The organism is Streptomyces sp. NPDC050315 (assembly GCF_040655775.1).
In the GTDB taxonomy this organism is placed as follows: Bacteria; Actinomycetota; Actinomycetes; order Streptomycetales; family Streptomycetaceae; genus Streptomyces.
In genome coordinates, this window is the sequence record NZ_JBFAKN010000003.1 from 729,733 (window position 1) to 752,595 (window position 22,863).

At 72.1% G+C, this 22,863-nt stretch carries 18 protein-coding genes; 9 read left to right on the top strand and 9 right to left on the bottom strand.

The genetic code is table 11. The features are described from left to right. Window position 1: 1 nt before the first annotated feature. The gene (locus AB0I82_RS14550) at window positions 2-1,930 is read left to right on the top strand and encodes a kelch motif-containing protein (RefSeq protein WP_363257554.1); all 1,929 of its coding nucleotides are present in this window, start codon (window positions 2-4) and stop codon (window positions 1,928-1,930) included. Here AB0I82_RS14550 and AB0I82_RS14555 read toward each other — a convergent pair. From AB0I82_RS14555 to glyA, 6 genes are all read right to left on the bottom strand, one after another. After that, window positions 1,878-3,029, bottom strand: coding sequence for a glycoside hydrolase family 6 protein (locus AB0I82_RS14555; protein WP_363257555.1), 1,152 nt, complete (start codon window positions 3,027-3,029; stop codon window positions 1,878-1,880). The two genes, AB0I82_RS14550 and AB0I82_RS14555, sit on opposite strands and share 53 nt — an antisense overlap. A 126-nt stretch (window positions 3,030-3,155) precedes the next feature. Then, window positions 3,156-3,785 (bottom strand): sarcosine oxidase subunit gamma family protein, encoded by a 630-nt coding sequence (gene soxG, locus AB0I82_RS14560; RefSeq protein ID WP_363257556.1) that lies wholly within the window; start codon window positions 3,783-3,785, stop codon window positions 3,156-3,158. After that, a complete protein-coding gene (locus AB0I82_RS14565) occupies window positions 3,778-6,660 on the bottom strand; it encodes a sarcosine oxidase subunit alpha family protein (RefSeq protein ID WP_363257558.1) in 2,883 nt (960 codons plus the stop codon). Before AB0I82_RS14565 ends, soxG begins: the two co-directional genes overlap by 8 nt. Next, window positions 6,657-6,953, bottom strand: coding sequence for a sarcosine oxidase subunit delta (locus AB0I82_RS14570; RefSeq protein WP_363257559.1), 297 nt, complete (start codon window positions 6,951-6,953; stop codon window positions 6,657-6,659). Before AB0I82_RS14570 ends, AB0I82_RS14565 begins: the two co-directional genes overlap by 4 nt. A 12-nt stretch (window positions 6,954-6,965) precedes the next feature. Beyond that, window positions 6,966-8,186, bottom strand: a complete 1,221-nt coding sequence (locus AB0I82_RS14575; protein WP_363257560.1) for a sarcosine oxidase subunit beta family protein — start codon at window positions 8,184-8,186, stop codon at window positions 6,966-6,968. Continuing rightward, window positions 8,183-9,481, bottom strand: coding sequence for a serine hydroxymethyltransferase (gene glyA / locus AB0I82_RS14580; RefSeq protein ID WP_363257562.1), 1,299 nt, complete (start codon window positions 9,479-9,481; stop codon window positions 8,183-8,185). Before glyA ends, AB0I82_RS14575 begins: the two co-directional genes overlap by 4 nt. Window positions 9,482-9,575: 94 nt before the next feature. Between glyA and AB0I82_RS14585 the strand changes: the two genes are divergently transcribed. The 3 genes from AB0I82_RS14585 (at window position 9,576) to AB0I82_RS14595 (ending at window position 11,904) form a co-directional block, all read left to right on the top strand. Continuing rightward, window positions 9,576-10,247 carry a GntR family transcriptional regulator gene (locus AB0I82_RS14585; protein ID WP_363257563.1) on the top strand — a complete coding sequence of 224 codons (672 nt, stop codon included), beginning with the start codon at window positions 9,576-9,578 and terminating at the stop codon, window positions 10,245-10,247. 37 nt (window positions 10,248-10,284) lie between these two features. Further along, window positions 10,285-11,106 (top strand): IclR family transcriptional regulator, encoded by an 822-nt coding sequence (locus AB0I82_RS14590; RefSeq protein WP_363257564.1) that lies wholly within the window; start codon window positions 10,285-10,287, stop codon window positions 11,104-11,106. Between the two features lie 336 nt (window positions 11,107-11,442). Next, window positions 11,443-11,904 carry a flavin reductase family protein gene (locus AB0I82_RS14595; protein WP_363257565.1) on the top strand — a complete coding sequence of 154 codons (462 nt, stop codon included), beginning with the start codon at window positions 11,443-11,445 and terminating at the stop codon, window positions 11,902-11,904. 29 nt (window positions 11,905-11,933) lie between these two features. Here the strand turns inward: AB0I82_RS14595 and AB0I82_RS14600 are convergent, their stop codons facing one another. Then, window positions 11,934-14,048 carry a SpoIIE family protein phosphatase gene (locus tag AB0I82_RS14600; RefSeq protein ID WP_363257566.1) on the bottom strand — a complete coding sequence of 705 codons (2,115 nt, stop codon included), beginning with the start codon at window positions 14,046-14,048 and terminating at the stop codon, window positions 11,934-11,936. Between the two features lie 165 nt (window positions 14,049-14,213). On the opposite strand from AB0I82_RS14600, the gene AB0I82_RS14605 reads away from it, so the two are divergent. Then, entirely contained in the window at window positions 14,214-15,077 is an 864-nt protein-coding gene (locus AB0I82_RS14605; protein WP_363257567.1) for a serine/threonine protein kinase, read from the top strand. Between the two features lie 109 nt (window positions 15,078-15,186). On the opposite strand, the gene AB0I82_RS14610 is transcribed toward AB0I82_RS14605, so the two are convergent. Then, window positions 15,187-15,531: an STAS domain-containing protein gene (locus AB0I82_RS14610; RefSeq protein ID WP_363257568.1), complete on the bottom strand. Its 345-nt coding sequence runs from the start codon at window positions 15,529-15,531 to the stop codon at window positions 15,187-15,189. Between the two features lie 733 nt (window positions 15,532-16,264). On the opposite strand from AB0I82_RS14610, the gene AB0I82_RS14615 reads away from it, so the two are divergent. Further along, window positions 16,265-17,626: an NAD(P)/FAD-dependent oxidoreductase gene (locus AB0I82_RS14615; RefSeq protein WP_363257569.1), complete on the top strand. Its 1,362-nt coding sequence runs from the start codon at window positions 16,265-16,267 to the stop codon at window positions 17,624-17,626. A gap of 31 nt (window positions 17,627-17,657) precedes the next feature. On the opposite strand, the gene AB0I82_RS14620 is transcribed toward AB0I82_RS14615, so the two are convergent. Then, window positions 17,658-18,035, bottom strand: coding sequence for a metalloregulator ArsR/SmtB family transcription factor (locus AB0I82_RS14620; RefSeq protein ID WP_363257570.1), 378 nt, complete (start codon window positions 18,033-18,035; stop codon window positions 17,658-17,660). Window positions 18,036-18,210: 175 nt separating this feature from the next. Here AB0I82_RS14620 and AB0I82_RS14625 point away from each other — a divergent pair, with 175 nt between their 5' ends. From AB0I82_RS14625 to AB0I82_RS14635, 3 genes are all read left to right on the top strand, one after another. Continuing rightward, entirely contained in the window at window positions 18,211-20,181 is a 1,971-nt protein-coding gene (locus tag AB0I82_RS14625) for a heavy metal translocating P-type ATPase (RefSeq protein WP_363257571.1), read from the top strand. Window positions 20,182-20,309: 128 nt separating this feature from the next. Beyond that, window positions 20,310-22,202, top strand: coding sequence for an ABC transporter ATP-binding protein (locus AB0I82_RS14630; RefSeq protein WP_363257572.1), 1,893 nt, complete (start codon window positions 20,310-20,312; stop codon window positions 22,200-22,202). 60 nt (window positions 22,203-22,262) lie between these two features. Continuing rightward, window positions 22,263-22,757 (top strand): nuclear transport factor 2 family protein, encoded by a 495-nt coding sequence (locus tag AB0I82_RS14635; RefSeq protein WP_363257573.1) that lies wholly within the window; start codon window positions 22,263-22,265, stop codon window positions 22,755-22,757. The last annotated feature ends 106 nt before the right edge of the window (window positions 22,758-22,863 follow it).

Genomic DNA, 22,863 nt, shown 5'->3' on the forward strand with positions numbered 1-22,863 from the left:
CGTGCGATACCGACTCAGTCCCCGTACCCGCAAGGTGGCGGTCGGGGCCGTCGCCCTGAGTGCGGTCGGCGCGATGAACGCACCGGCCGTCATCGGCTATGCCGAGCTCAAGTACCACGACTACAAGATCAACCAGCCGTCGTACAAGGCACGGTACGGGCACTGGGACCTGGTGGACGTGCCGGAGCGCTTCCGGATCAACACCATCCACGCCGCGCTGCTGCACACCGGCAAGGTGCTGATGATCGCCGGATCCGGCAACGACGAGAAGAACTTCGACGCCGGAACGTTCCAGAGCGTGCTGTGGGACCCGGTCAAGAACACGTTCAAGGAGATCGACACGCCGAAGGACATGTTCTGCGCCGGTCACGCCCAGCTGCCGGACGGCAAGCTGCTGGTCGCGGGCGGCACCCGACGGTACGAGAAGCTCGAGGGCGATGTCACCCGGGCGGGCGGCCTGATGGTCGTGAAGAACGAGGACCCCGACAAGCCGCGGACTCTCCCCAAGGGCACCGTCTTCCGCAGCCCGGACGGCCTGGAGTACCGCTCGCAGTTCCCGGTGGTGGTGCCGCGCGCCAAGAAGAAGGCAGCGCGCGACGGGAGTGGCAGGATGCGGGTCACCGCGCGCGAGGCGCGGGTGTTCGTCGAGGCCGTGCGGCGCGGCAAGGCCGGGGTGACGAACACGGCCGCGCAGTACAGCATCAAGGGGCTCAAGGGCGCGGATGCCCGTAACCACTACGGTCTGGCGACCAAGCTCGGCCTGGACAAGAAGGATTTCCAGGGCCTGAAGGACACGTACGAGTTCGATCCGGTCGCCGAGCGGTATCTGCGCGTCGACCCGATGAACGAGGCGCGTTGGTATCCGACGCTGGTGACCCTGAAGAGCGGCAAGGTCCTGTCGGTGTCCGGGCTGGACGACATGGGCGAGATCATCCCGGGCAAGAACGAGATCTACGACCCGAAGACCCGCAAGTGGTCCAAGGGACCGCACCGCTACTTCCCGACCTACCCGGCGCTCTTCCTCACCGGCGACGGCAAGCTCTTCTACTCCGGATCCAACGCCGGTTACGGCCCGGCCGGCAAGGGCCGCACGCCCGGCATCTGGAACGTCAAGAAGAACACCTTCAAGCCGGTGCCGGGCCTCACGGACCCCGAACTGACCGAGACCTCCGCCTCCGTGCTGCTGCCACCCGCCCAGAAGCAGCAGGTGATGATGCTCGGCGGGGGCGGTGTCGGCGAGTCGCCGAAGTCCACCGGCCGTACCGCGCTGGTGGACCTCACGAAGAAGAACCCCAGGTACCGCCCGGGGCCCGACCTCAGCGAGGGCACCCGCTATCTGAACGCGGTGCTCACCCCGGACGACAAGGTGTTCACCAGCGGCGGGTCCGGCGACTACCGCGGCAAGGGCGCCAGCGACAACCACAAGGCCCAGATCTTCGACCCGCGTACGCGCGCGTTCACCAAGGCGGCGGACCCGGCCGTGGGCCGCAACTACCACTCCGAGGCGCTGCTGCTGCCGGACGGGCGGATCGCGGTCTTCGGCTCCGACCCGCTGTTCTCGGACCGCGCGAACACCACGGGCGGGGAGTTCGAGAAGCGCATCGAGGTCTACACGCCGCCGTACCGCTACGACCGCGCGCGGCCCGCGGCGGCGCACGGCCCGACCGAGGTGAAGCGGGGCAAGGCCAACCGCTTCACCGTGGCCGGTGCCGGGAAGGTGAGGACCGCCCGGCTGATGCGGCCCAGCGCCGTCACCCATGTCACCGATGTGGAGCAGCGGTCGATTGCGCTGGACTTCGAGCGCCGCGGCAGCACGCTGTCGGTGCGCGTGCCCAAAAGCCATTCGCTGGTGCCGCGGGGCTGGTACATGCTCTTCCTCACGGACTCGCGGGGGACTCCGTCGCAGGCGAAGTGGGTGCATGTGAAGTGACCGGCGAGGCGGTCGGCGCCGGGGACGGCGCCGCGGCGGCCGGGGACGGCGACTGAGTGGACGGGGACGCCGTGCCGTCCGGCGTTGCGGACTCCTGTTGGCCCGGCAGGTTTTGCGTGGCGGCACTGGCGAGCCGGAGCGCGTAGTCGGTCCACCACTGGCCTGCCGGGGGGCCGCCGCGGCAGGTGCCGTCCGACTCGCCGGGCCGCTTGATCCACAGGTAGGCGTCCACGAGCGGGTGGCCGGTGCGGGTGGTGGGGGGCGTGCCGAGCGCGCGGTCGGGCGGGTTGCACCAGTGCTCCGCGCCGGTCTCCTCGTCCTGGGTGTCCGGGGGCGGGCCGTTGCCGTTGCGGCTGGTGTCGATGATGTAGTGCACGCCGCCGAGCGCCTTGGAGAGCTTGTCGCCGTACTCCTCGGTCGCCTTGGTGGTCTGGAAGTTGGAGACGTTGAGCGCGAAGCCGTCCGCACGGGTGACGCCCGCCGACGTCAGGGTCTTGGCGAGCGCGTCGGTGTCCTTGATCCAGGAGGCGTTGCCCGCGTCCACGTAGACCGAGGCGCCGGGGCGCGCCTTCAGCGTGCGGACCGCCTCGTTCAGCAGCGCCAGGCGGTCGTCGCGGGAACGGTCGCGGCAGCCGGCGACGGTGTGCGGCACCGCGTCCGGCTCCAGTACGACGACCGCCTTGCGGTTGCCCAGCCCCTGGGCCAGCCGGGCGACCCACTCGCGGTAGGCGCGGTCGCTGCCGGCACCGCCCGCCGAGTAGTGGCCGCAGTCCCGCTGCGGGATGTTGTAGGCGACGAAGACCGGGACCTGGCTGTCGGCGGCCGCCTGCCGGGTGATGCGCGCCACGCGGGGTGCGGGGTTCTCCTCGGTGAGCCAGACGGCCACCGGCTGGTCGGCGATCCGGCGCAGCAGGGTCGCCTCCGGCTCCCGTCCCCGTTCGGTCAGTACGCGTGCCTTCCGGGCGCCCGGGGTGTCCGGGTCGACCCAGAAGCCGGTCGGCTTTCCTTCGGGCGCCGCGGCCCAGCACGCGGCGGTCAGCAACCCGAGCAGTGGCAGTACGCCCAGGGCCACGCCCGCCCGGTTATTGAGCCGGCTCATAAGCCGTCTGCCCAGTCATGAGTTCCCTTTCCTTCGCGGTACTGCCTTCCACCATGGCATGACATGACCGTCTTTCATGGTATTTACTGCCCGGCTGGGCAGTACCGCGAAGGAAGTGGTGTGCCGTCAGGTCACCTCCGGCCGGGCGTACTCGCCCATCGCGTCGATCAGCCAGCGCGCCAGGTAGTCGGCGAAGGAGGAGCGCGGGAGGAGGCGGTAGGTGTCCTCGGCGGCCCGCCAGAGGAGCACCGGGACCGGGCCGAGCTGGGTGGCGACGGCCTCTCCGGGAGTGAAGACCCGCGGGTGCAGGTCGAGCGGGCAGCCCTTTTCCAGGACCTCGCGGGCCGCGGGGCCGCGCAGCTCCAGGACCGTACGGTTGGCCGACACATCGACGACCGAGCCGGGCTCGCCGGCCAGCGCCTCGTGGAGTTCGGCGGTGAGCGGGGCCGTGCCGGGCGGCGCGACCACCAGCCACTCGTCCGGGCCGAGCCAGAGCGTGGTGCGGGACCCGGCCGGTGCGGTCTCCCCGCAGCGCGCGGGCAGCGCAGCGCCGAGGCACTTCTCGATCCGCGCGGCGGCGAACGAGTCCGGTTCGACGCGCAGGCTCAGCATCGTGGTGTACGGCCATTCGCTCACCGAGACGCCGCGCGGGCCGGTGACGGTGGCGTCGCGGAGCCGGTCGGCGAGGTGGGCGAGCGGGCTGCGGCGGAGCGCCGCGGGGCCGGTGGCGGTGTCGGTGACGGTCGGCTCAGCCATCGCGCTTGGTCCCTTCGGGGTCGTAGAGAACGGGTCCGGAGACCTCGACGGGTACGAGGTCGTCGCCGACGACGGCGAGCAGGGTCTCGCCGATCCGGTCGCGCCCCGACTTGACCATCGCCAGGCCGAACGGGCGGCCGAGCGCCGGGCTGTAGTAGGCGGAGGTGACGTGACCGAGCATCGGCACGGGCCCGGCCTCGGGGGTGACGGGAACGCCCTGGTCGATGAGTTGGGTGCCTTCGGGGAGCCGCGTGCTGCGGTCGGTGGGGAGCACGCCCACCAGGTGCTTGCGGTCGGCCCGCGTGGTGTCGGCCCGGGCGAAGGAGCGCTTGCCGACGAAGTCCTTCAGCTTGGAGACCACCCAGGCCATCCCGGCGTCCTGCGGGGTGACCGTGCCGTCGGTGTCCTGGCCGACGATGATGAAGCCCTTCTCGGCCCGCAGCACGTGCATGGTCTCGGTGCCGTACGGCGTGATGCCGTACGGACGGCCCGCCTCGTACACCTCGTCCCAGACCGCGCGGCCGTACCAGGACGAGACGTTGATCTCGAAGGCCAGCTCGCCGGAGAAGGAGATCCGGCAGACCCGCGCGGGGACGCCGGAGGCGAGCGTGGTCTCGCGGAAGGTCATGAAGGGGAACGCGTCGTTGGAGACGTCCAGATCGGGGGCGACCTGGGCGATCACCTCGCGCGACTTCGGGCCGACGACGGCGACCGTGGTCCACTGCTCGGTGACCGAGGTGCACTTCACGTCCAGCTCGGGCCACTCGGTCTGCAGCCACTCCTCCAGCCAGTCCAGCACGGTCGCGGCGTTGCCGGTCGTGGTGGTCATGAAGTAGCGGTCGTCGGCGACGCGCAGGGTCACACCGTCGTCGAAGATCATGCCGTCGGGCTTGCACATCACGCCGTAGCGCGCGAAGCCGGGCTTCAGCTTCTTGAAGCCGTTGGTGTAGATGCGGTTGAGGAACTCGCCGGCGTCCGCACCCCAGATCTCGATCTTGCCGAGGGTGGAGGCGTCCATGAAGGCAACGCCTTCGCGGGCCGCCCGGCACTCGCGGGCCACCGCGGTCTCCATGTCCTCGCCCGGGAGCGGGTAGTACCACGGCCGCTTCCACTGCCCGACGTCCTCGAACTCGGCGCCGTGCTCGACATGCCAGTCGTGGACGGCGGTGCGGCGCTCGGGGTCGAAGAGGTCGCCGCGCTCGCGCCCGGCGAGCGCCGCGAAGGCGACGGGGGTGTACGGGGCGCGGTAGGTCGTCGTCCCGATGTCACCGGGCGAGGCGCCTTCCTTGAGCAGCTCGCCGATGACGCCGATGGCGTTGACGCCGGAGGTCTTGCCCTGGTCGTTGGCGGTGCCGAGCGAGGTGTACCGCTTGACGTGCTCGGCGCCGCGCATGCCCGCTCCGGTGGAGCGCTGGACATCGGCGACGGTCACATCGCGCTGCAGGTCGACGAAGTGGGTGTCCCAGGCGCCGGGGTCGTCGCCCTCGCCGGGGACGAGCCAGAGCGGGCGTACGGGCGCCGGGGGTTCCGGCGTGCTCGCGGCCGGGACATCGGTCGCGCAGCCGGCGTCCGTGGCGGCCTGCGCCCCGGCCCCGGCCCCGTCCGCGACGCAGCCGGCCAGGTCGTACGTGCCGCACACCGCACCGGCGAGCCACTGGCCGGGCACCGGCGCCACCGGTACGAAGCCCGCCAGGCCGTCGTCCCAGCGCAGCTTCCCCTGCCGCTGGCTGTGCAGGTGCACGACCGGGCTCCAGCCGCCGGACACCGCGAGCAGATCGCAGTCGAAGGACCGGGCGGGGCCCGTCAGTCGGCCGTCCTCGTCCAGGGCGCGCACGGTGACGCCGGTCAGCCGCGGGTCCCCCGCGGTGCCGGTGACCGTGCTGCCGGTCAGCACCTCGACCCCGGTGGCAGTGGCGAACTCCCCTGCCCTGTCCGAGAGTTCGGTACGGGAGTCGACAACGGCCGCGACCTCGACGCCGGCCGCGCAGAGATCGGCTGCCGTTTCGTACGCGCTGTCGTGGGTGGTGCCGATCACCACACGGCTACCGGGCGCCACGGCGTACCGGTTGAGGTACGTCCGGACGGCGGAGGCGAGCATCACGCCGGGGCGGTCGTTGTCCGCGAAGACCAGCGGGCGCTCGTGGGCGCCGGTGGCCAGTACGACCTGGGCCGTCCTGATGTGCCACAGCCGCTGCCGCGAGACGCCCTCGGGCGCGTCGGCGCCGAGGTGGTCGGTGCGGCGCTGCACGGCGAGGACGTAGTTGTCGTCGTACGAGCCGAAGGCGGTGGTGCGGGTGAGCACGGTCGTCCCGGGCGCGGCGTCGAGCGCGGCCCGGGTCTCCTGCACCCAGGTGAGCGCGTCCCGGCCGCCGACCGTCTCGCCGCGCCCGGAGAGCAACGAGCCGCCGCATTCGGGCTGTTCGTCGAGGAGGATCACCCGGGCGCCGGCGGCCGAGGCGGTGGCGGCGGCCGCGAGCCCGGCCGGGCCCGCGCCGATGACCAGTACGTCGGTGTGCACGTACTTCTTGTCGTACACGGCGGGGTCGGGGGTCGGGTCCAGTCGGCCCTGGCCGGAGATCGTGGTGGCGGACAGCCCGTCGTACAGCTCCACGGTGGTGGCCGGGAGCATGCCTTCCGAGCACGGGCCGTCGATCTGCAGCAGCGCGTTGGGTTCCTCGACCCCGGCGGCGGTGATGCCGCGCGGGCGGCCTCGGTAGATCGACGGTGCGACCTCGATGGCACCCGCGGCGAGCAGCGCGGAGGCGACGGTGTCGCCGGGGTGGCCGGTCAGTTCGCGGCCGTCCACGGTGAAGCGGAGCGGGGTGGTGCGGTCGATGCGGCCTCCGAACGGGAGGCGGCGGTGCTGGTCGGTCATCGGTTCCCTCCCTCGGACAGGACGTCGGGGCGCGGCTCGTCGAGCCGGTAAGTGGCCAGCACCTGATAGGTGGCGGTGTCACGGACGGCGTTGAACCAACGCCGGCAGCCGGTGGCATGCATCCACCGCTCGGCGAACGGTCCCTTGGGGTTGTCGCGGTAGAAGACGTACTCGGCCCACTGCCGGTCGTCGAGCTCGGAGGGTTCGGCGGGATAAGGCACATGGGCCTGGCCGCCGTAGTGGAATTCGGTCTCGTCGCGGGGACCGCACCATGGGCAATTGAGTCGGAGCACCGTGCCGTCCTCTCAGTGGGCCACGGCTGCGGCGCCGTGTTCGTCGATCAGGGCGCCCGTGACGAAGCGGTCGAGGGCGAAGGGGGCGTTGAGGGGGTGCGGGGCGCCGGTGGCGATCGTGTGGGCGAAGGTCCAGCCGGCCGCCGGGGTGGCCTTGAAACCGCCGGTCCCCCAGCCGCAGTTGACGTACATGTTCTCCACCGGCGTGGTGCCGATGATCGGCGAGGCGTCCGGGGTGACATCCACGATGCCGCCCCAGGTGCGCAGTACATGGGCGCGCGCGAAGACCGGGAACAGTTCCACCGCCGCGGCCATCTGCTGCTCGATGACATGGAACGCACCGCGCTGCCCGTAGCCGTTGTACGAGTCGACGCCCGCGCCCATCACCAGCTCGCCCTTGTGCGCCTGCGAGACGTAGACGTGCACGTGGTTGGACATCACGACGGTCGGATGCACCGGCTCGTGCAGCTCGGAGACGAGTGCCTGCAGCGGATGCGACTGCACGGGCAGCCGGAAGCCCGCCTTCTCCGCGAGGACACTGCTGTGGCCCGAGCTCGCGAGCCCGACCCGCCCCGCGTTGATGCGCCCGCGCGTCGTCTCCACGCCGACGACCCGGTCGCCGTCCTTCACGAAGCCGGTGACCTCGCAGTGCTGGATGATGTCGACGCCCATCTCGTCGGCGCGACGGGCCAGCGCCCAGGCCACGTGGTCGTGCTTGGCGATGCCGGCCCGCGGCTGGTAGGTGCCGCCGAGTACGGGATAGCGGGTGTCGGACGAGACGTTGAGGATCGGGCAGACCTCGGCGACCTGCTGCGGGTCCAGCCACTCCGCGTCCACGCCGTTGAGCTTGTTGGCGCCGACGCGGCGAACGCCTTCCCGTACGTCCTGGAGGGTGTGCGCGAGGTTGAGCACACCGCGCTGGCTGAACAGGAAGTCGTACTCCAGCTCGTCCGGCAGCCCCTCCCACAGCTTCAGGGCGTGCTCGTAGATCCCCGCGCTCTCGTCCCAGAGGTAGTTGGAGCGGATGATCGTGGTGTTGCGGGCCATGTTGCCGCCCGCGAGCCAGCCCTTCTCCAGGACGGCGACGTTGGTGATGCCGTGGACCTTGGCGAGGTAGTACGCGGTGGCCAGGCCGTGTCCGCCGCCGCCGACGATCACTACGTCGTAGGAGGAGCGGGGTTCGGGGTTGCGCCAGAGGAAGTCGGGGTGCTCGGGCAACGGCGTCGTGCTCATACGGTGGCTCCGTTCAGGCCCGGGTACAGCGGGAAGTTGTCGGTGAGCGCGGTGACGCGGGCGCGCAGCGCGGCCGCGCGCTCGTCATCGGGCTCGTCCTTCAGCGTCTGCGCGATGATGTCGGCGACCTCGCGGAACTCCTCGGTTCCGAAGCCGCGGGTGGCGAGCGCCGGGGTGCCGATGCGCAGTCCGGAGGAGACCATCGGGGGGCGGGGGTCGAAGGGGACGGCGTTGCGGTTGACGGTGATGCCGATGCGGTGCAGCCGGTCCTCGCCCTGCTGCCCGTCCAGGGTGGAGGCGCGCAGGTCGACGAGGACGAGGTGGACCTCGGTACCGCCGGTGAGGACGGAGATGCCGGTCTCGGCGACATCGTCGGCGAGCAGCCGCCCGGCGAGGATGCGCGCGCCCTCCAGCGTGCGCCGCTGCCGCTCCTTGAACTCCTCGGAGGCGGCGACCTTGAAGGCCACGGCCTTGGCGGCGATCACATGCTCCAGCGGACCGCCCTGCTGACCGGGGAAAACGGCCGAGTTGATCTTCTTGGCGAGCTCCGCCTTGGAGAGGATCACACCACCGCGCGGCCCGCCGAGCGTCTTGTGGGTGGTCGTGGTGACGACATCGGCGTACGGGACGGGGCTGGGGTGCAGCCCGGTGGCGACCAGCCCGGCGAAGTGCGCCATGTCGACCATGAGGTACGCGCCGACCTCGTCCGCGATCCGGCGGAAGGCGGCGAAGTCGAGCTGACGCGGGTACGCCGACCAGCCCGCCACGATCATCTTCGGCCGGTGCTCACGGGCGAGGCGGGCGACCTCGTCCATGTCGATCCGCATGTCGTCCTTGCTGACGTGGTACGGGACGACGTTGTAGAGCTTGCCGGAGAAATTGATGCGCATGCCGTGGGTGAGGTGCCCGCCGTGCGCGAGGTCCAGGCCGAGGATGGTGTCGCCCGGCTTGAGCAGCGCGAACATCGCGGCGGCGTTGGCCTGCGCGCCGGAGTGCGGCTGCACGTTGGCGGCCTCGGCGCCGAACAGCTCCTTGATCCGGTCGATCGCGATCATCTCGATCACGTCGACGTGCTCGCAGCCTCCGTAGTAACGGCGGCCGGGGTACCCCTCGGCGTACTTGTTGGTCAGGACCGAGCCCTGTGCCTCCATGACGGCGGTCGGCGCGAAGTTCTCCGACGCGATCATTTCCAGGGTGGACTGCTGACGGTGGAGCTCGGCACCGACGGCGGCCGCGACCTCGGGGTCGAGCGCGCCGAGCGGTGACGTGAGGGCGTTCGAAGCATTCGCTGCCATCTGCGCACTCCTAGAATCCAGCTGAAGAGCAACTGATATATCAGGCTGTGCGGTAAGGTATGTGAGCCCGAAGAACAGGTCAAGGGGTGTCTTGATGAGCGGTCCGAAGTCCAGGTCAGAAGAGCAGCCGGAGGAGCTGTCGCTCGCCGAGCAGGCGTACCGCGCCATCCGCGACCGCCTGATCATGCTGGACATCCGCCCCGGCGCGCCGATCAACGAGGACCAGCTCTCCCAGTCCCTCGGCTTCGGCCGCACGCCGGTACGCGAGGCACTCAAGCGCCTCCAGTACGAGCGGCTGATCGCCACCTTCCCCCGCCGCGGCACCTTCGCCACCGAGGTCAACATCACCGACCTCGCGCACATCTCCGAGGTCCGCCGGCAGCTGGAGCCGATGGCCGCGGCGCAGGCGGCCCGCCGCGCCACCGCCGCGGACCGTACCCGGCTGACCGAGCTGCTGCGGGAGCTGGAGGCCGCGGGCGAGCAGGGCCGCAGCCCGGACGACCTGATGCGGCTCGACCTCGCGGTGCACCGCGCGATCTACGCCGCCACGCACAATCCGTACCTGGAGGACACCCTCGTCGCGTACGACAACCTCGCCACCCGCGTGTGGTGCCTCTTCGTCGACCGGCTGCCCGGCATGGCGGGCCACATCGGCGAACACGGCCCGCTGCTGCGGACGATCGCAGGGGGCGACCCGGAGAAGGCCGCCGAACTGGCCCGCAGCCACGTCGAGGGCTTCGAGCAGGCGATCCGCGAGGCGATCTGACCGTACGGTTCGGCTTTTACCGGTAGTAGGGATCACGATGGCTGACAGCCGGACAGACAAGAACGCCGACGCCTCCGGCGAGAGCCGCGGCATCTCCGTCCTGCACAACGGCATTTCCGTGCTGCGCACGTTCAGCGCCGCGGAACCACTGCTGGGCGTCACGGACATCGCCGCCCGCATCGGCCTCCACAAGAGCACGGTCTCCCGGCTGCTGGCCACGCTGGAGCACGAGGGGCTGGTCGAACGGGACCCGGAGACCCGGCGGTTCCGGCTGGGCCTGGGCGTCATCGCCATGGCGGGCCCGCTGCTGGCCGACCTCGACGTGCGCCGGGTCGCCCACCCCGTACTGCAGGAGCTGGCCCGGCGCACCGGCGAGACCTCGGCGCTGATGCTCTGGAACGGTTCCGAATCGCTCTCCGTCGAGCAGGTGCCCAGCCGGCACGAGGTCAAGCACACCACCCCGCTGGGCACTCGGTACCGCACCGCCCACAGCGCCTCGGTACAGGTCTTCCTCAGCCGCCTGGCAGAGGAGCGGGCCCGCACGCTGCTCACCAACGGCACGATCGTCCCGCCGGGCCGGGACGACGACACGGCCCTGGACATGTATCTCCGGCGCCTGCGGGAAGCCCGGGAGCGCGGTTACGCCGTCAACTACGGCGAGACCAGCCTGCAGGAAGTGGGCGTCGCCGCGCCCGTCTTCGACCACCGGGGCGACATCGCGGCCGCCGTACTGGCCTCGGCGCCGCGCTTCCGCGTCTCGCCCGACGAGCTGCCGGTGCTCGGTGACGCCGTACGCGCCGCCGCCGACCAGGTCACCGAGCGGCTCGGCGGCCACCGCCCGGCGGGCGACGGGGACTGACCGGCCGGCCGGTCGACCCGCCGACCGGCGCGGCAATCCGGTCCGTGAGGCTCTGCCCCTGGTTTCCCTGACACGGGGCGGATTTGGGACCGTGTACGGGAGGGGACCGGGGGAACTCGACAGCACCGCGCGGCAGTGGCCTGCGGCGCGGGGGCCCGGCGGCGACGGTCCACCGTCGAGCCACAGCGCGGCGGCCTGCCCCGCGCCGGACCGGTCGAGGTGACCCTGATGACGACAACAGCACAGCCCAGAGCGGTAGTTGATACCAGAGCGGCAGTACCGCCGGGAGCCGCGGCGCCGGCCCCCGCGCCTTCGCCGGAGGAAATGCGGCGGGCCATGGGCGCGTTCGCGACCGGGCTGACGGTGGTGACCGCGGTGGACGGCGGCGAGCCCGTCGGGTTCACCTGCCAGTCCTTCGCCTCGGTGTCCCTGACGCCCCCTCTGGTGCTGTTCTGCGCCGACCACCGGGGGCGCAGCTGGCCGCGGATCCGCGCGGCCGGCCGCTTCACGGCCAATGTGCTCGCCGAGGACCAGACGGAGCTGAGCGCGCGCTTCGGCTCGCGCGCCGGACGGAAGTACGAAGGGCTCGGCTGGGACCTGTCCCGATGGGGCACGCCGTCGCTGCGCGGGGTCCTCGCACGGGTGCACGCCGAGATCACCGCCGTGCACGGCGCCGGGGACCACGATGTGGTGATCGGGCGGGTGCTCGGGGTGGAGACCGCGCGCGAGGCCCGCCCGCTGCTCTTCTTCCGCGGCCGGTTCGTCAGAACCACGGCCGCTGCGCTGCGCCCTCGTTGAGAACGCCAGGGCCTGATCACATCACGGGTTCACATCACCGTCGCCGAGCCCTCCGGCTCCTGGCCCTCCGGCCCCGGCAGCCGGGCGGCGATCACCGCGATGTCGTCGTTGCTGGTGGCGGACGGGCCCTCGACCAGGGCGCGGCAGAATTCGTCCAGCGGCTCATTGACGAGCCGCGCCGCTTCCCGGCGCAGCCGTTCCAGGCCCTGGTCGATGTCCTCGTCGGCGCGTTCGATCAAGCCGTCGGTGTAGAGCAGGACGATGCTGCGCGGCGGCAGTGGTTCGGTGGTGCTGGCCCGTTCCTTGTCCGTGGCCAGCCCGCCGAGCATGATGTCCTGCGCGGCGTCCAGGAACCGCGCCTCGCCGTCGGCGGTGACCAGCAGCGGCGGCGGATGCCCGGCGACGCTGAAGTGCAACTGCCGCGGCCCGCCGGACTCGCCCTCGATGCGCGCGTACACACAGGTCGCGGTGCCCTCCTCGGTGTCGAGGATCTGGGTGCTCACGTCCAGCCTGCGCAGGATGTCGCCGGGCGGCTCCTGCCGGTCGACGACCAGGCTGCGCAGCATGTTGCGCATCTTGCTCATGGTGACGGCGGCGGTCAGGTCGTGGCCCGCGACATCGCCGATGATCAGCGTGGTGGCGCCGTCGGGCAGCACGAAGGAGTCGTACCAGTCGCCGCCGACCTCGTCGGCCATGCTGCTGGGCGCGTACCGGGCGACGATCTCCAGGCCGTCGACCGTGGGCGGATCGGTGAGCAGGCTCCGCTGCAGCGCGAGGGCGATGCGCTGGGTGTGCCGGAGCTCCAGGGCGTGGCTGAAGACGGGCAGGGACTGGTCCAGTACGGCCCGGATGAGGCCGAGTTCGTCGCGGCTGAACGGTTCCCGGCCGCGGCAGGCGTAGACGGTGAACACCGCGTGGACGCTCCCCGCGACGGTGACGGGGAACATCACGACGTCGTGCACGCCCGCCTGCTCCGCCCAGCGGTCCACGCCGGGCGGCACCTTCGCGGGCGGTACGGGGCCGGGGCCGAGGGTGCGGTGGACCGGGCGGTGTTCGCGGATCGCCTGGTCGAAGGCCGAGCCGGGGATCACCCGTTCGGGGCGCAGCGGAGCCATCGCCGACGGCAGCCCGTCCCGGATGGTGGCGGAGATCCGGTGGATGATCCGCCCCTCCAGCTCGGTGCCCGGCTCTCCCTCGGGGAAGAGGTACACCCCGCAGGCGTCGGCCAGCTCCGGCACGATCACCCGCCCCACCGCCGCGAAGGCGTGGTCGGCGCGGGCCGACTCGGTCACCGCTGCGGACGCCCGTACCAGCAGTTCCTTGCGGCGCTCCGCCAGCCACTGGTCCTCGATGTCGGTGCAGGCGCCGATCCACTCCACGACCTGGCCGCCCTCCCGGATGGGAACCGCGCGCAGCTCGCAGTGGCGGTGGCAGCCGTCCCTGTGGCGCAGCCGGAAGCGGTGCTGGAACAGCTCCGGCACATCCTGGACCGCGCGCCGCCAGGCCTCGGTGAGCGCGGCGCGGTCCTCGGGGTGCGCGGAGTCCAGCCAGCCGTCGCCGCGCAGCTGGTCCCAGGACATGCCCGTGACCTCCTCCCAGCCGGGGCTGCGCTCGATGAGCCGGCCGTCCGGGTCGGTGACCCACACCTTCTGGGCCCCGGCCGTGACCAGGCTCTGGTACCGGTGGAGGACGCGCAGCCGCTTCTCCGAGAGCAGCCGGGCGCGTTCCTTGGCGGTGACCTCGCCGGTGACCTCCATGGCGACCAGCAGCACGCCCACCTTCTCCGGCTCCCCCGCCCGGCCCTCGGGCACGGCCCGGGAGAAGCTGAGGCTGAACCAGCGGTCCCGTACCTCGCCGCGCGCGTCCTCGATGCGTACCGGCCGGTCGGGGCCGATCTGCACCGGCTCGCCCGTCCGGTACACCTGGTCCAGCAGCGCGAAGTGCTCCCGCTGCTCCAGTTCGGAGAGCGCCTCCCGGGCCGGCACGCCGAGCGGCCGGTTCCCGAAGAGCCGCCGGTAGACGGCGTTGGTGTACGCCAGGACGTGGTCGGGCCCGTGGAAGACGGCCACGGCCACCGGCGCCGGGTCGAACACGTCCAGCGCCGGGATGCCGGGTCCCTCACGGTCTGGCTGCTCGGTCACCATCACGCCCACTTCCACGTCGCGTATGCATCATTTCTACTCAATAACGACGGTTTCCGTCGGTCGGAACGCGTGATCGGGTGGGCCTGGCATGCAGGCCGGCTGGAAATCGCCGGCCGCGCCCGCGGCGGCCCCGGCCCTCCCGGGACCGCTGGCAGGATGCTGGGCATGACCGACCATCCGCTGCTCGGAACGTATGAGGTGGCCGCCGTCGAGCCGTATCTCGCCCGGGTGGGCGAGGTGTTCGCGGCCGGGCCCGTGCACGACTCGGGGTGCCGTACGTACGGCGTACGACTCCCGGACGGGGAACGCTGGTGCGTGAAGGAGGCACTCACGGACGCGGCGCAGCGGTCGCTGGACCGCGGCTGGGTGTTCCACCGCGCCGTACGGCATCCGGTGATCGTCCCGCACGTGCACCGGTGGCAGGTGGGCGAGCGGACCGCCGCCGTACTGCCCTGGCGGGACGGCGAGCCGCTGTACCACCGTGCCCCGGCCCGCGTCCCCGGCGAGCCCCGGGGCGGCGCGCTGGCCCGTTTCCGGGCGCTGCCCGTGGAGCGGGTGCTGGCGGCGCTGGACCTGATCCTGGACGCGCATCTGGCGGTCGAGCAGGCCGGGCACGTCGCGGTGGACTTCTACGACGGGGCGGTGCTGTACGACTTCGCGACGCACACTCCGCACCTGATCGATCTCGACGAGTACCGCCGCGGCCCCTTCGTCCTGCAGGCGGACCGGCTGCCGGGGTCGCGGCGGTTCATGGCGCCGGAGGAGTGGGTGCGCGGGGCGGTCATCGATGTCCGTACGACGGTGTACACGCTCGGGCGGACGGCGCGGCTGCTGATGGACGCGGGCGACGAGGAGCGGGCGTGGCGCGGCACGCCGCGGCAGCGCGCGGTGATAGCCCGGGCCACCTGCGCCGATCCGCCGCACCGCTTTCCGAGCGTGCGGCAGTTCGTCGGGGAGTGGCGCGCTGCGAGCCGCGAGGTGCCCGCCGATCCGCACGAGCCCCTTGGCCGCGGCGAGTTGATGCATTAATCTACCGGGCAGAAATGGTGCATTAATGCATCGAGGAGGGTGCGCGCACCACAGGGCAGACAGCCAGGCAGAGAGCCACGAAAGGCAGCGAGCCGTGGAGAGCGACCGGTCAGGCGATGGCGTCGTCGGACGTCGTGCCCAGCGGGTCGAGCGCGGAGCGCAGATCCGGGTGGACCTCGAAGGAGTCGAGGAGACCGGTCAGCCGCAGCAGCCGGACGACACTGGGACTGCCGTCGTCCGAGATGAGCCGCAGCCGCCCCTCGCGCGACAGGATCCGCAGCCGCGCCCGGCACAGCAGCGACAGTCCGCCGCAGTCCATGAAGGTCACCCGGCGCAGGTCCACGACCAGATCGGGGCGACCGGTACTGGTGAGCACATCTATGCGGTCGGCCAGATTGATCCTGGCAAGGATGTCCAGCTCCCCACTCAGCTCCATGACCGTGGTGGCACCCACGGCCCTTTCCCGGCCCCCGAAGGACCGCCTCTCTTCGGCCATCCCCGTCCCCACTTCACTGTTCGGCCGAGACGCGCGGAAGCGCCGTGCACCGGCGATGGAGTCTTGCGGAGGTGGGGGACACCCGCGGAGTAAGGTCGCGCAACGACCACCGTCGGCGTTCGGGAATCCGCGCCGTTCCGGCCGTCGGCAGGGTCCGGGTCATCGGCCGGTCCGTTACGTGTGAATACGGTGTACCCGGCTCTGGTGGCCCGAGTCAACAACTTGGTTGTATCAGAAAGTTGTTGCCCCTCGTCCGCCACTCTTCGCCACCCCCCGCGCTCCACTCCCTCGGCCGCGTGCAGAGGAGGAAGACCCGCTGTTCCGCGCGTTGTCCGGGTATGCGGGGAGCGTCCGCGCACACGGATGTGCGCCGACGCCCCCGCCATCCCCCGTACGGCGCTCCCCGGCGCCGCGGGCACCATCCTTCCGCGGCGGCGGGTCCCGGGGGAAGGCGATCCCGATAGGTCTTCCGTGCGCGTTGATGCGCAGGCGCTTATCAATGCGTCGGGCGGCGTAAAAGAGCGGTGCATGGGACCGCCGTGGCGGGGCACCCGGCGCACCTGGAAACGCCGGTACTCACCCGGTCGCACGACCCCGGCCGCGGCCCGATGGCGGGCCGGAGGGGTGCGTGCCAGCGTGTCCAGGGGTGGCGCCGCCACCGGGCCCTGCTGCCGATCTTGCGAGGACCGTGATGGAACGACCCAGAGTGCTGATCGTGGGCGGCGGCTTCGCCGGCGTCGAGTGCGCCCGCGTCCTGGAGCACGGCCTGGAGGCCCGCGAGGCCGAGCTGACGCTAGTCTCCCCCACCAACTACCAGCTCTATCTGCCACTTCTGCCGCACCTGGCGGCCGGCGTGGTGACCCCCCAGTCCATCGCCCCCTCCCTGCGCCGCATCCTGCACCGGACCCGGCTCGTACCGGGCGGCGTGATCGGCGTGGACACCGCCGCCAAGGTCTGTGTGGTCCGCCAGATCACCGGCGACACCGTCAACCTGTCGTACGACCACTTGGTCCTCACCCCCGGCTCCGTCACCCGGACCTTCGACATCCCGGGCCTGACCGAGCACGCGCGGGGCATGAAGACGCTCTCCGAGGCCGCGTACATCCGTGACCACGTCATCGCCCAGCTCGACATCGCCGCGTGCTGCGCCGACCCGGCCGAGAAGGCCGCGCGGCTGCAGTTCGTCGTGGTCGGCGGCGGTTACGCGGGCACGGAGACGGCGGCGTACCTGCAGCGGCTGACCAGCGCGGCGGCGGCCCGCTACGCCGGCCGCATCGAGCCCGACGAGATCAAGTGGCACCTGATCGACATCGCGCCGAAGCTGATGCCGGAGCTGGGCGAGCGGCTCGGCACCAAGGCGATGGAACTGGTCCGGCACCGCGGCATCGAGGTGTCGCTCGGGGTGTCGGTGGAGTCGGTCACCGAGGACACCGTGACCTTCACCGACGGCCGGGTACTGCCCTGCCACACGCTCATCTGGACGGCGGGCGTCGCCGCGAGCCCGCTGATCGGCACGCTCGGCGCGGAGACCGTGAAGGGCCGGCTGGTGGTGCACGCGGACCTGTCGGTGCCGCGGATGCCGGGCGTGTGGGCCTGCGGCGACGCCGCCGCCGTGCCGGACATCACCAAGGAGGGCGGCGCGGTCTGCCCGCCCACCGCGCAGCACGCGCAGCGGCAGGGCAAGCACGCCGCGAAGAACATCATGGCCGCGCTGCACGGCAAGCTGCCCACGCCGTACAAGCACAAGGACCTGGGGCTGGTGGTCGACCTCGGGGGCATCGACGCGGTGTCCCGGCCGCTGGGCAAGGAGTTGGTCGGCCTGCCCGCGCAGGTGGTGGCCCGCGGCTATCACCTCATGGCGCTGCGGACCGGCACCGCCCGCTTCCGCACCATCGCGAACTGGCTGCTCAACGCCACCGCGGGCGATGATTTCGTACGGACCGGGTTCCAGTCGGGCCGGGAGGCGACGCTGCGCGACTTCGAGCGTACGGACGCCTACCTGTCGGCGGAGGACCTGCAGGCGCAGACCGGCGGCGGCCGCCGGAGCAGCTGACGGCGGCGGAGCGGCGTGGCCGGGCGGGTCCTCAGACCTGCTCGGCCTCGGCGTCGTCCACCGGCAGGTCGCGGGCGCCCAGCCGCAGATGCTCGATGTGGTAGACGGCCTCGTCCAGGAGCTGCGCGACGTGGTTGTCGTAGAGGCTGTAGACGATGCGGCGGCCCCGGCGGGCGCCGGTGACCAGGCCCAGCGCGCGGAGCAGCCGCAGCTGATGGGAGACGGCCGACTGCTCCATGCCCACCGCTTCGGCCAGCTCCCCCACCGGGCAGGCCCCTTGGCGGAGCCGGGTGAGGATCATCAGGCGTGACGGCGTGGCCAGCGCCTGCAGTGTGGCGGCGATGGTCGCGGCGGACTCCGCGTCCAGATGCTCGGCCGGCGTGACCCGGGCGTCGACTCCATGTCCCATGCGCCCATCGTAACGACCGGCATACTTGAAGACCTCTTCATGTATTCGGCTATGGTGGCAGTGACGCACACGCATGAAGAGGTCTTCATGCGTGCGTGGAATACGTCCCCGTCCGCACCGTCGTCCGCCGGCCCCGCCGCGCGGACGTCTCCGCTCTCCGAGGTGTCCTTTCCCCATGGCTTCCACGCTGGCCGACGAGCCCACGGCCGCCGCCACCGCGCCGGCGCCACCGGCCCCCGCGGCGCTCCCCCGCCGCACCAGGCTCTTCGCGCTGCCCGAGGTCCGCTGGGCCGCGCTCGCGCTGCTCGCCTTCCTGCTCGCCTTCCCGCTCGACCTCATGGGCGCGCCCGCCTGGGCCTGGGGCCCGCTGTACGCGGTCTGTTACGCGGCGGGCGGCTGGGAGCCCGGCTGGGCGGGCCTGACGGCGCTGCGCGAACGCACCCTTGATGTCGACTTGTTGATGGTGGTGGCAGCGATCGGCGCCGCCGCCATCGGCCAGTACCTCGACGGCGGCCTGCTCATCGTGATCTTCGCCGTCTCCGGCGCGCTGGAGGCCCTGGCCACCCGGCGCACCGAGGACTCCGTACGCGGCCTGCTGGACCTCGCGCCGTCCACCGCCGTACGGCTCACCGCCGACGGCGAGGAGACGGTCGCCGCCACCGCACTGGCCGTCGGCGACACCGTCCTGGTACGCCCCGGCGAGCGGCTGCCCGCCGACGGCACCGTGCTCGACGGCGCGAGCGAGGTGGACCAGGCGTCCATCACCGGCGAGCCGCTGCCCGCGGAGAAGCGCACCGGCGACACGGTGTTCGCGGGCACCCTCAACGGCACCGGAGCCCTGCGCGTACGCGTCGACAAGGACGCCTCCGAGTCGGTCATCGCCCGCATCGTGACGATGGTCGAGGAGGCCAGCGGTACGAAGGCACCGACCCAGCTGTTCATCGAGAAGATCGAGCAGCGGTACTCGGTCGGCGTGGTCGTCGCCACCCTCGCGCTCTTCGCCATTCCGCTGGCCTTCGGCGCCGACCTCACATCAACGCTGCTGCGCGCCATGACCTTCATGATCGTGGCCTCGCCGTGCGCCGTCGTCCTCGCCACCATGCCGCCGCTGCTCTCCGCCATCGCCAACGCCGGGCGACACGGCGTCCTGGTGAAGTCGGCGGTGGCGATGGAGCGGCTGGGCTCGGTCACCCGGGTCGCGATGGACAAGACCGGCACCCTCACCGAGGGCACCCCGCGGGTCGCCGCCGTCCGGGCGCTGCCCGGCTTCGGCGAGGACGAGGCGCTGGCGGCGGCCGCGGCGGCCGAGCTGCCCAGCGAGCACCCGCTCGCCCGCGCCGTGGTCACCGCAGCCCGCGAGCGCGGCCTGCAGCTGACGCACGCCGAGGACTTCTCCTCCGTACCGGGCCGGGGCGTGCGCGCCGAGGTCGGCGGGCGCACGGTCCGGGTGGGCAGCCCGGCGGCCCTGCTGGACGGCGCGGCGGACGCGGCGGCCGCCCGTAAGGCGGTTTCCGGGTACGAGGAGGACGGCCACACCGCCGTCGTCGTACTGATCGACGACGCGCCCGCCGCCGTGCTCGCGCTCGCCGACCGGCTGCGGGCCGGCGCGCCCGGGGCCGTCGCCCGGCTGCGCGCGCTGACCGGCGCCGAGCCCGCCCTGCTGACCGGCGACAACGCGCGTACGGCCGCCCGTACCGCCGACGAGTCGGGGATGACGGACGTACGGGCCGGGCTGCTGCCCGAGGACAAGGTGGCGGCCGTGCACGCCTGGCAGCAGGAGGGCGAGCGGGTGCTGGTCGTGGGCGACGGCGTCAACGACGCGCCCGCGCTGGCCGCCGCCGACAGCGGCGTGGCGATGGGCCGGGCCGGTTCGGACCTGGCGCTGGAGACGGCCGACGCGGTGGTCGTGCGGGACGAGATCGGCGCCGTGCCCACCGTCGTGGCGCTCTCCCGGCGCGCCCGGAAGCTGGTGACCCAGAACCTCGTCATCGCGTCGGTGTGCATCGGCGGCCTGGTGATCTGGGACCTGGCGGGCCATCTGCCGCTGCCGCTGGGCGTACTGGGGCACGAGGGCTCGACCGTACTGGTGGGGCTGAACGGGCTGCGGCTGCTGCGGGCCTCGGCATGGCGGCGGGCGGCGGTCTGAGGCCGGGCACTTGCCCTCCGGAGAAGGAAGCAATTGACCTCAACTTTGGTTGAGGTCATAGCTTCCTGATGTGTCGCCGGTCGGTCCCGGCCCGCGACGAACACCTCGTTGCTTCCCGGAGGACCGCGATGGACATGGAAGTCACCGCCTGGCATTCGCTGCACAGCACCGTCACCGCGCAACAGGACAAGCGTCCCTTCTCGCGCGGGACCGTGCGCCGGATCGCGGCCTTCGCCCGCCCGCACCGCCGCCTCATCGCGGCGTTCCTCCTGCTCAGCACGGTCACGGCGATGCTCGCCGTGGCCACTCCGCTGCTCGCGGGCCGGGTCGTGGACGCGATCGTGCACCGCTCCTCCACGGAGCTGGTACTCGGCCTGTCCGGGCTGATCGCCGCCATCGCGGTCGCCGAGGCGGGCCTCGGGCTGCTCACCCGCTGGCTGTCCGCGACCATCGGCGAGGGCCTGATCCTGGACCTGCGCACGACCGTGTACGACCACGTCCAGCGGATGCCCGTCGCGTTCTTCACCCGTACCCGCACGGGCGCCCTGGTCAGCCGGCTCAACAACGACGTCATCGGCGCGCAGCGGGCGTTCAGCGACACGCTCTCCCAGGTCGTCGGCAACCTCGTCACACTGATCCTGACGCTGGTCGTGATGCTGGGCCTGTCCTGGCAGATCACCTTGATCGCCCTCGTACTGCTGCCGGTGTTCGTGCTGCCCGCGCGGCGCGTCGGGCGGCGCCTCGCGCAGCTGCGCCGGGAGGCCGCCGAGCACAACGCCACGATGGGCACGCAGATGACCGAGCGGTTCTCCGCGCCCGGCGCGACGCTGGTCAAGCTCTTCGGGCGGCCCGAGCAGGAGTCCGCCGAATTCGCCGCGCGGGCCCGCCGGGTGCGTGACATCGGCGTCCGCACCGCCATGGTGCAGACGTTCTTCGTCACCGCGCTCACGCTCGTCTCCGCGCTCGCGCTGGCCGTCGTCTACGGGCTCGGCGGCTTCTTCGCGCTGCGCGGCAGCCTGGAGCCCGGCGCGATCGTCTCCCTCGCCCTGCTGCTGACCCGGCTGTACGCGCCGCTGACCGCGCTCTCCGGCGCCCATGTCGAGGTCATGAGCGCCCTGGTCAGCTTCGAGCGGGTCTTCGAGGTGCTGGATCTGAAGCCGCTCATCAGCGAGAAGCCGGACGCCCGCAAGGTGCCCGAGGGCCCGCTGGCCGTGGAGTTCGACGGCGTACACTTCGGCTACCCGGCCGCCGACAAGGTCTCCCTGGCCTCCCTCGAAGAGGTCGCGACGCTGGACACGAGGGGCGGCGACGAGGTCCTGCACGGGGTCTCCTTCCGCGCCGAGCCCGGCCAGATGGTCGCGCTGGTCGGCTCCTCGGGAGCGGGCAAGTCCACCATCGCGCAGCTGCTGCCGCGGCTGTACGACGCGGACGAGGGCGCCGTACGCATCGGCGGCGTGGACGTGCGCGACCTGTCCGCCGCGTCCCTGCGCGACACCCTGGGCATGGTCACCCAGGACGGCCACCTCTTCCACGACTCGCTCCGCGCGAACCTGCTGCTCGCCCGGCCCGAGGCCACCGAGGAGGAGCTGTGGGACGTACTGCGCCGGGCCCGCCTGGACGGCCTGATCGCCTCGCTGCCGGACGGCCTGGACACGGTCGTCGGCGAGCGCGGGTACCGGCTCTCCGGCGGTGAGCGGCAGCGGCTCACCATCGCCCGGCTGCTGCTGGCCCGCCCCCGGGTGGTCATCCTCGACGAGGCCACCGCGCACCTGGACAACACCTCCGAGGCGGCGGTGCAGGAAGCGCTGACCGAGGCGCTGGCGGGCCGTACCTCCCTGGTGATCGCCCACCGGCTGTCCACCGTGCGGGCCGCCGACGTCATCCTCGTGGTCGAGGACGGCCGGATCGTGGAGCGCGGCAGCCATGAGGCGCTGCTGGCCGCGGGCGGGCGTTACGAGGAGCTGTACCGCACCCAGTTCGACCAGTCCCCGGCCTCGCAACAGGCGGCGGTCGTCAACTGATCGCTCAACCGGCCGGTCCCGCCTCTTGGCGGCGACCGGCCGATGCCGAACACTCGGAGGGTGACCCAGCGCGCTGAACACTCGACCGTCATGGACCGCCTCGCGATCGACGACCTCATCACCGGTTACGCCCACGCCGTCGACGACGGCGACTGGTCCGCGTACCGGGAGCTCTTCACCAAGGACGGCCGGGCGGACTACCGCTCGGCCGGCGGCATCGAGGGCGGCTGCGAGGAGATCGCCGGCTGGCTCGCGGAGATGATGCGGCACTTCCCCGTCCGCCAGCACCTGATCGTCAACCGCCGGATCGTTCTGGACACCCGGGACGGCGCCCCCGGCGACACCGCCACCGTACGCGCCGACTACCTCAACCCGATGCGGCTCGCGGACCCGGCCGGCGCCGTCCCCGCCGACCACGGCGCGGTGGCCCCGAACTACACCTGCGGCGGCCGCTACGCCTTCACCGTCCACCGCACCCCGGAGGGCTGGCGGCTGGCGGAGGTCGTCGTCCATGAGAAGTGGCGCCAGGTGGTGCCCCAGGGCAAGGAGCGCTGAGGGCCTCCCCCGCAGGGCTTGCTCCGGAGGCCGCCTCGCCGCGCCCCCTGTGCGTGATCGCCCTCGTGGCGCACACTGGGCGTCCGACACTGGGCGTCCGGCCCGA

Coding starts and splice junctions, on each gene's coding strand:
- AB0I82_RS14620 (WP_363257570.1), bottom strand. CDS start 18,035: ATGGGACATGGAGTCGACGCCCGGGTCACGCCGGCCGAGCATCTGGAC.
- AB0I82_RS14590 (WP_363257564.1), top strand. CDS start 10,285: ATGGCTGACAGCCGGACAGACAAGAACGCCGACGCCTCCGGCGAGAGC.
- AB0I82_RS14625 (WP_363257571.1), top strand. CDS start 18,211: ATGGCTTCCACGCTGGCCGACGAGCCCACGGCCGCCGCCACCGCGCCG.
- AB0I82_RS14615 (WP_363257569.1), top strand. CDS start 16,265: ATGGAACGACCCAGAGTGCTGATCGTGGGCGGCGGCTTCGCCGGCGTC.
- glyA (WP_363257562.1), bottom strand. CDS start 9,481: ATGGCAGCGAATGCTTCGAACGCCCTCACGTCACCGCTCGGCGCGCTC.
- AB0I82_RS14605 (WP_363257567.1), top strand. CDS start 14,214: ATGACCGACCATCCGCTGCTCGGAACGTATGAGGTGGCCGCCGTCGAG.
- AB0I82_RS14555 (WP_363257555.1), bottom strand. CDS start 3,029: ATGAGCCGGCTCAATAACCGGGCGGGCGTGGCCCTGGGCGTACTGCCA.
- AB0I82_RS14600 (WP_363257566.1), bottom strand. CDS start 14,048: ATGGTGACCGAGCAGCCAGACCGTGAGGGACCCGGCATCCCGGCGCTG.
- AB0I82_RS14595 (WP_363257565.1), top strand. CDS start 11,443: ATGGGCGCGTTCGCGACCGGGCTGACGGTGGTGACCGCGGTGGACGGC.
- AB0I82_RS14630 (WP_363257572.1), top strand. CDS start 20,310: ATGGACATGGAAGTCACCGCCTGGCATTCGCTGCACAGCACCGTCACC.
- soxG (WP_363257556.1), bottom strand. CDS start 3,785: ATGGCTGAGCCGACCGTCACCGACACCGCCACCGGCCCCGCGGCGCTC.
- AB0I82_RS14565 (WP_363257558.1), bottom strand. CDS start 6,660: ATGACCGACCAGCACCGCCGCCTCCCGTTCGGAGGCCGCATCGACCGC.
- AB0I82_RS14585 (WP_363257563.1), top strand. CDS start 9,576: ATGAGCGGTCCGAAGTCCAGGTCAGAAGAGCAGCCGGAGGAGCTGTCG.
- AB0I82_RS14575 (WP_363257560.1), bottom strand. CDS start 8,186: ATGAGCACGACGCCGTTGCCCGAGCACCCCGACTTCCTCTGGCGCAAC.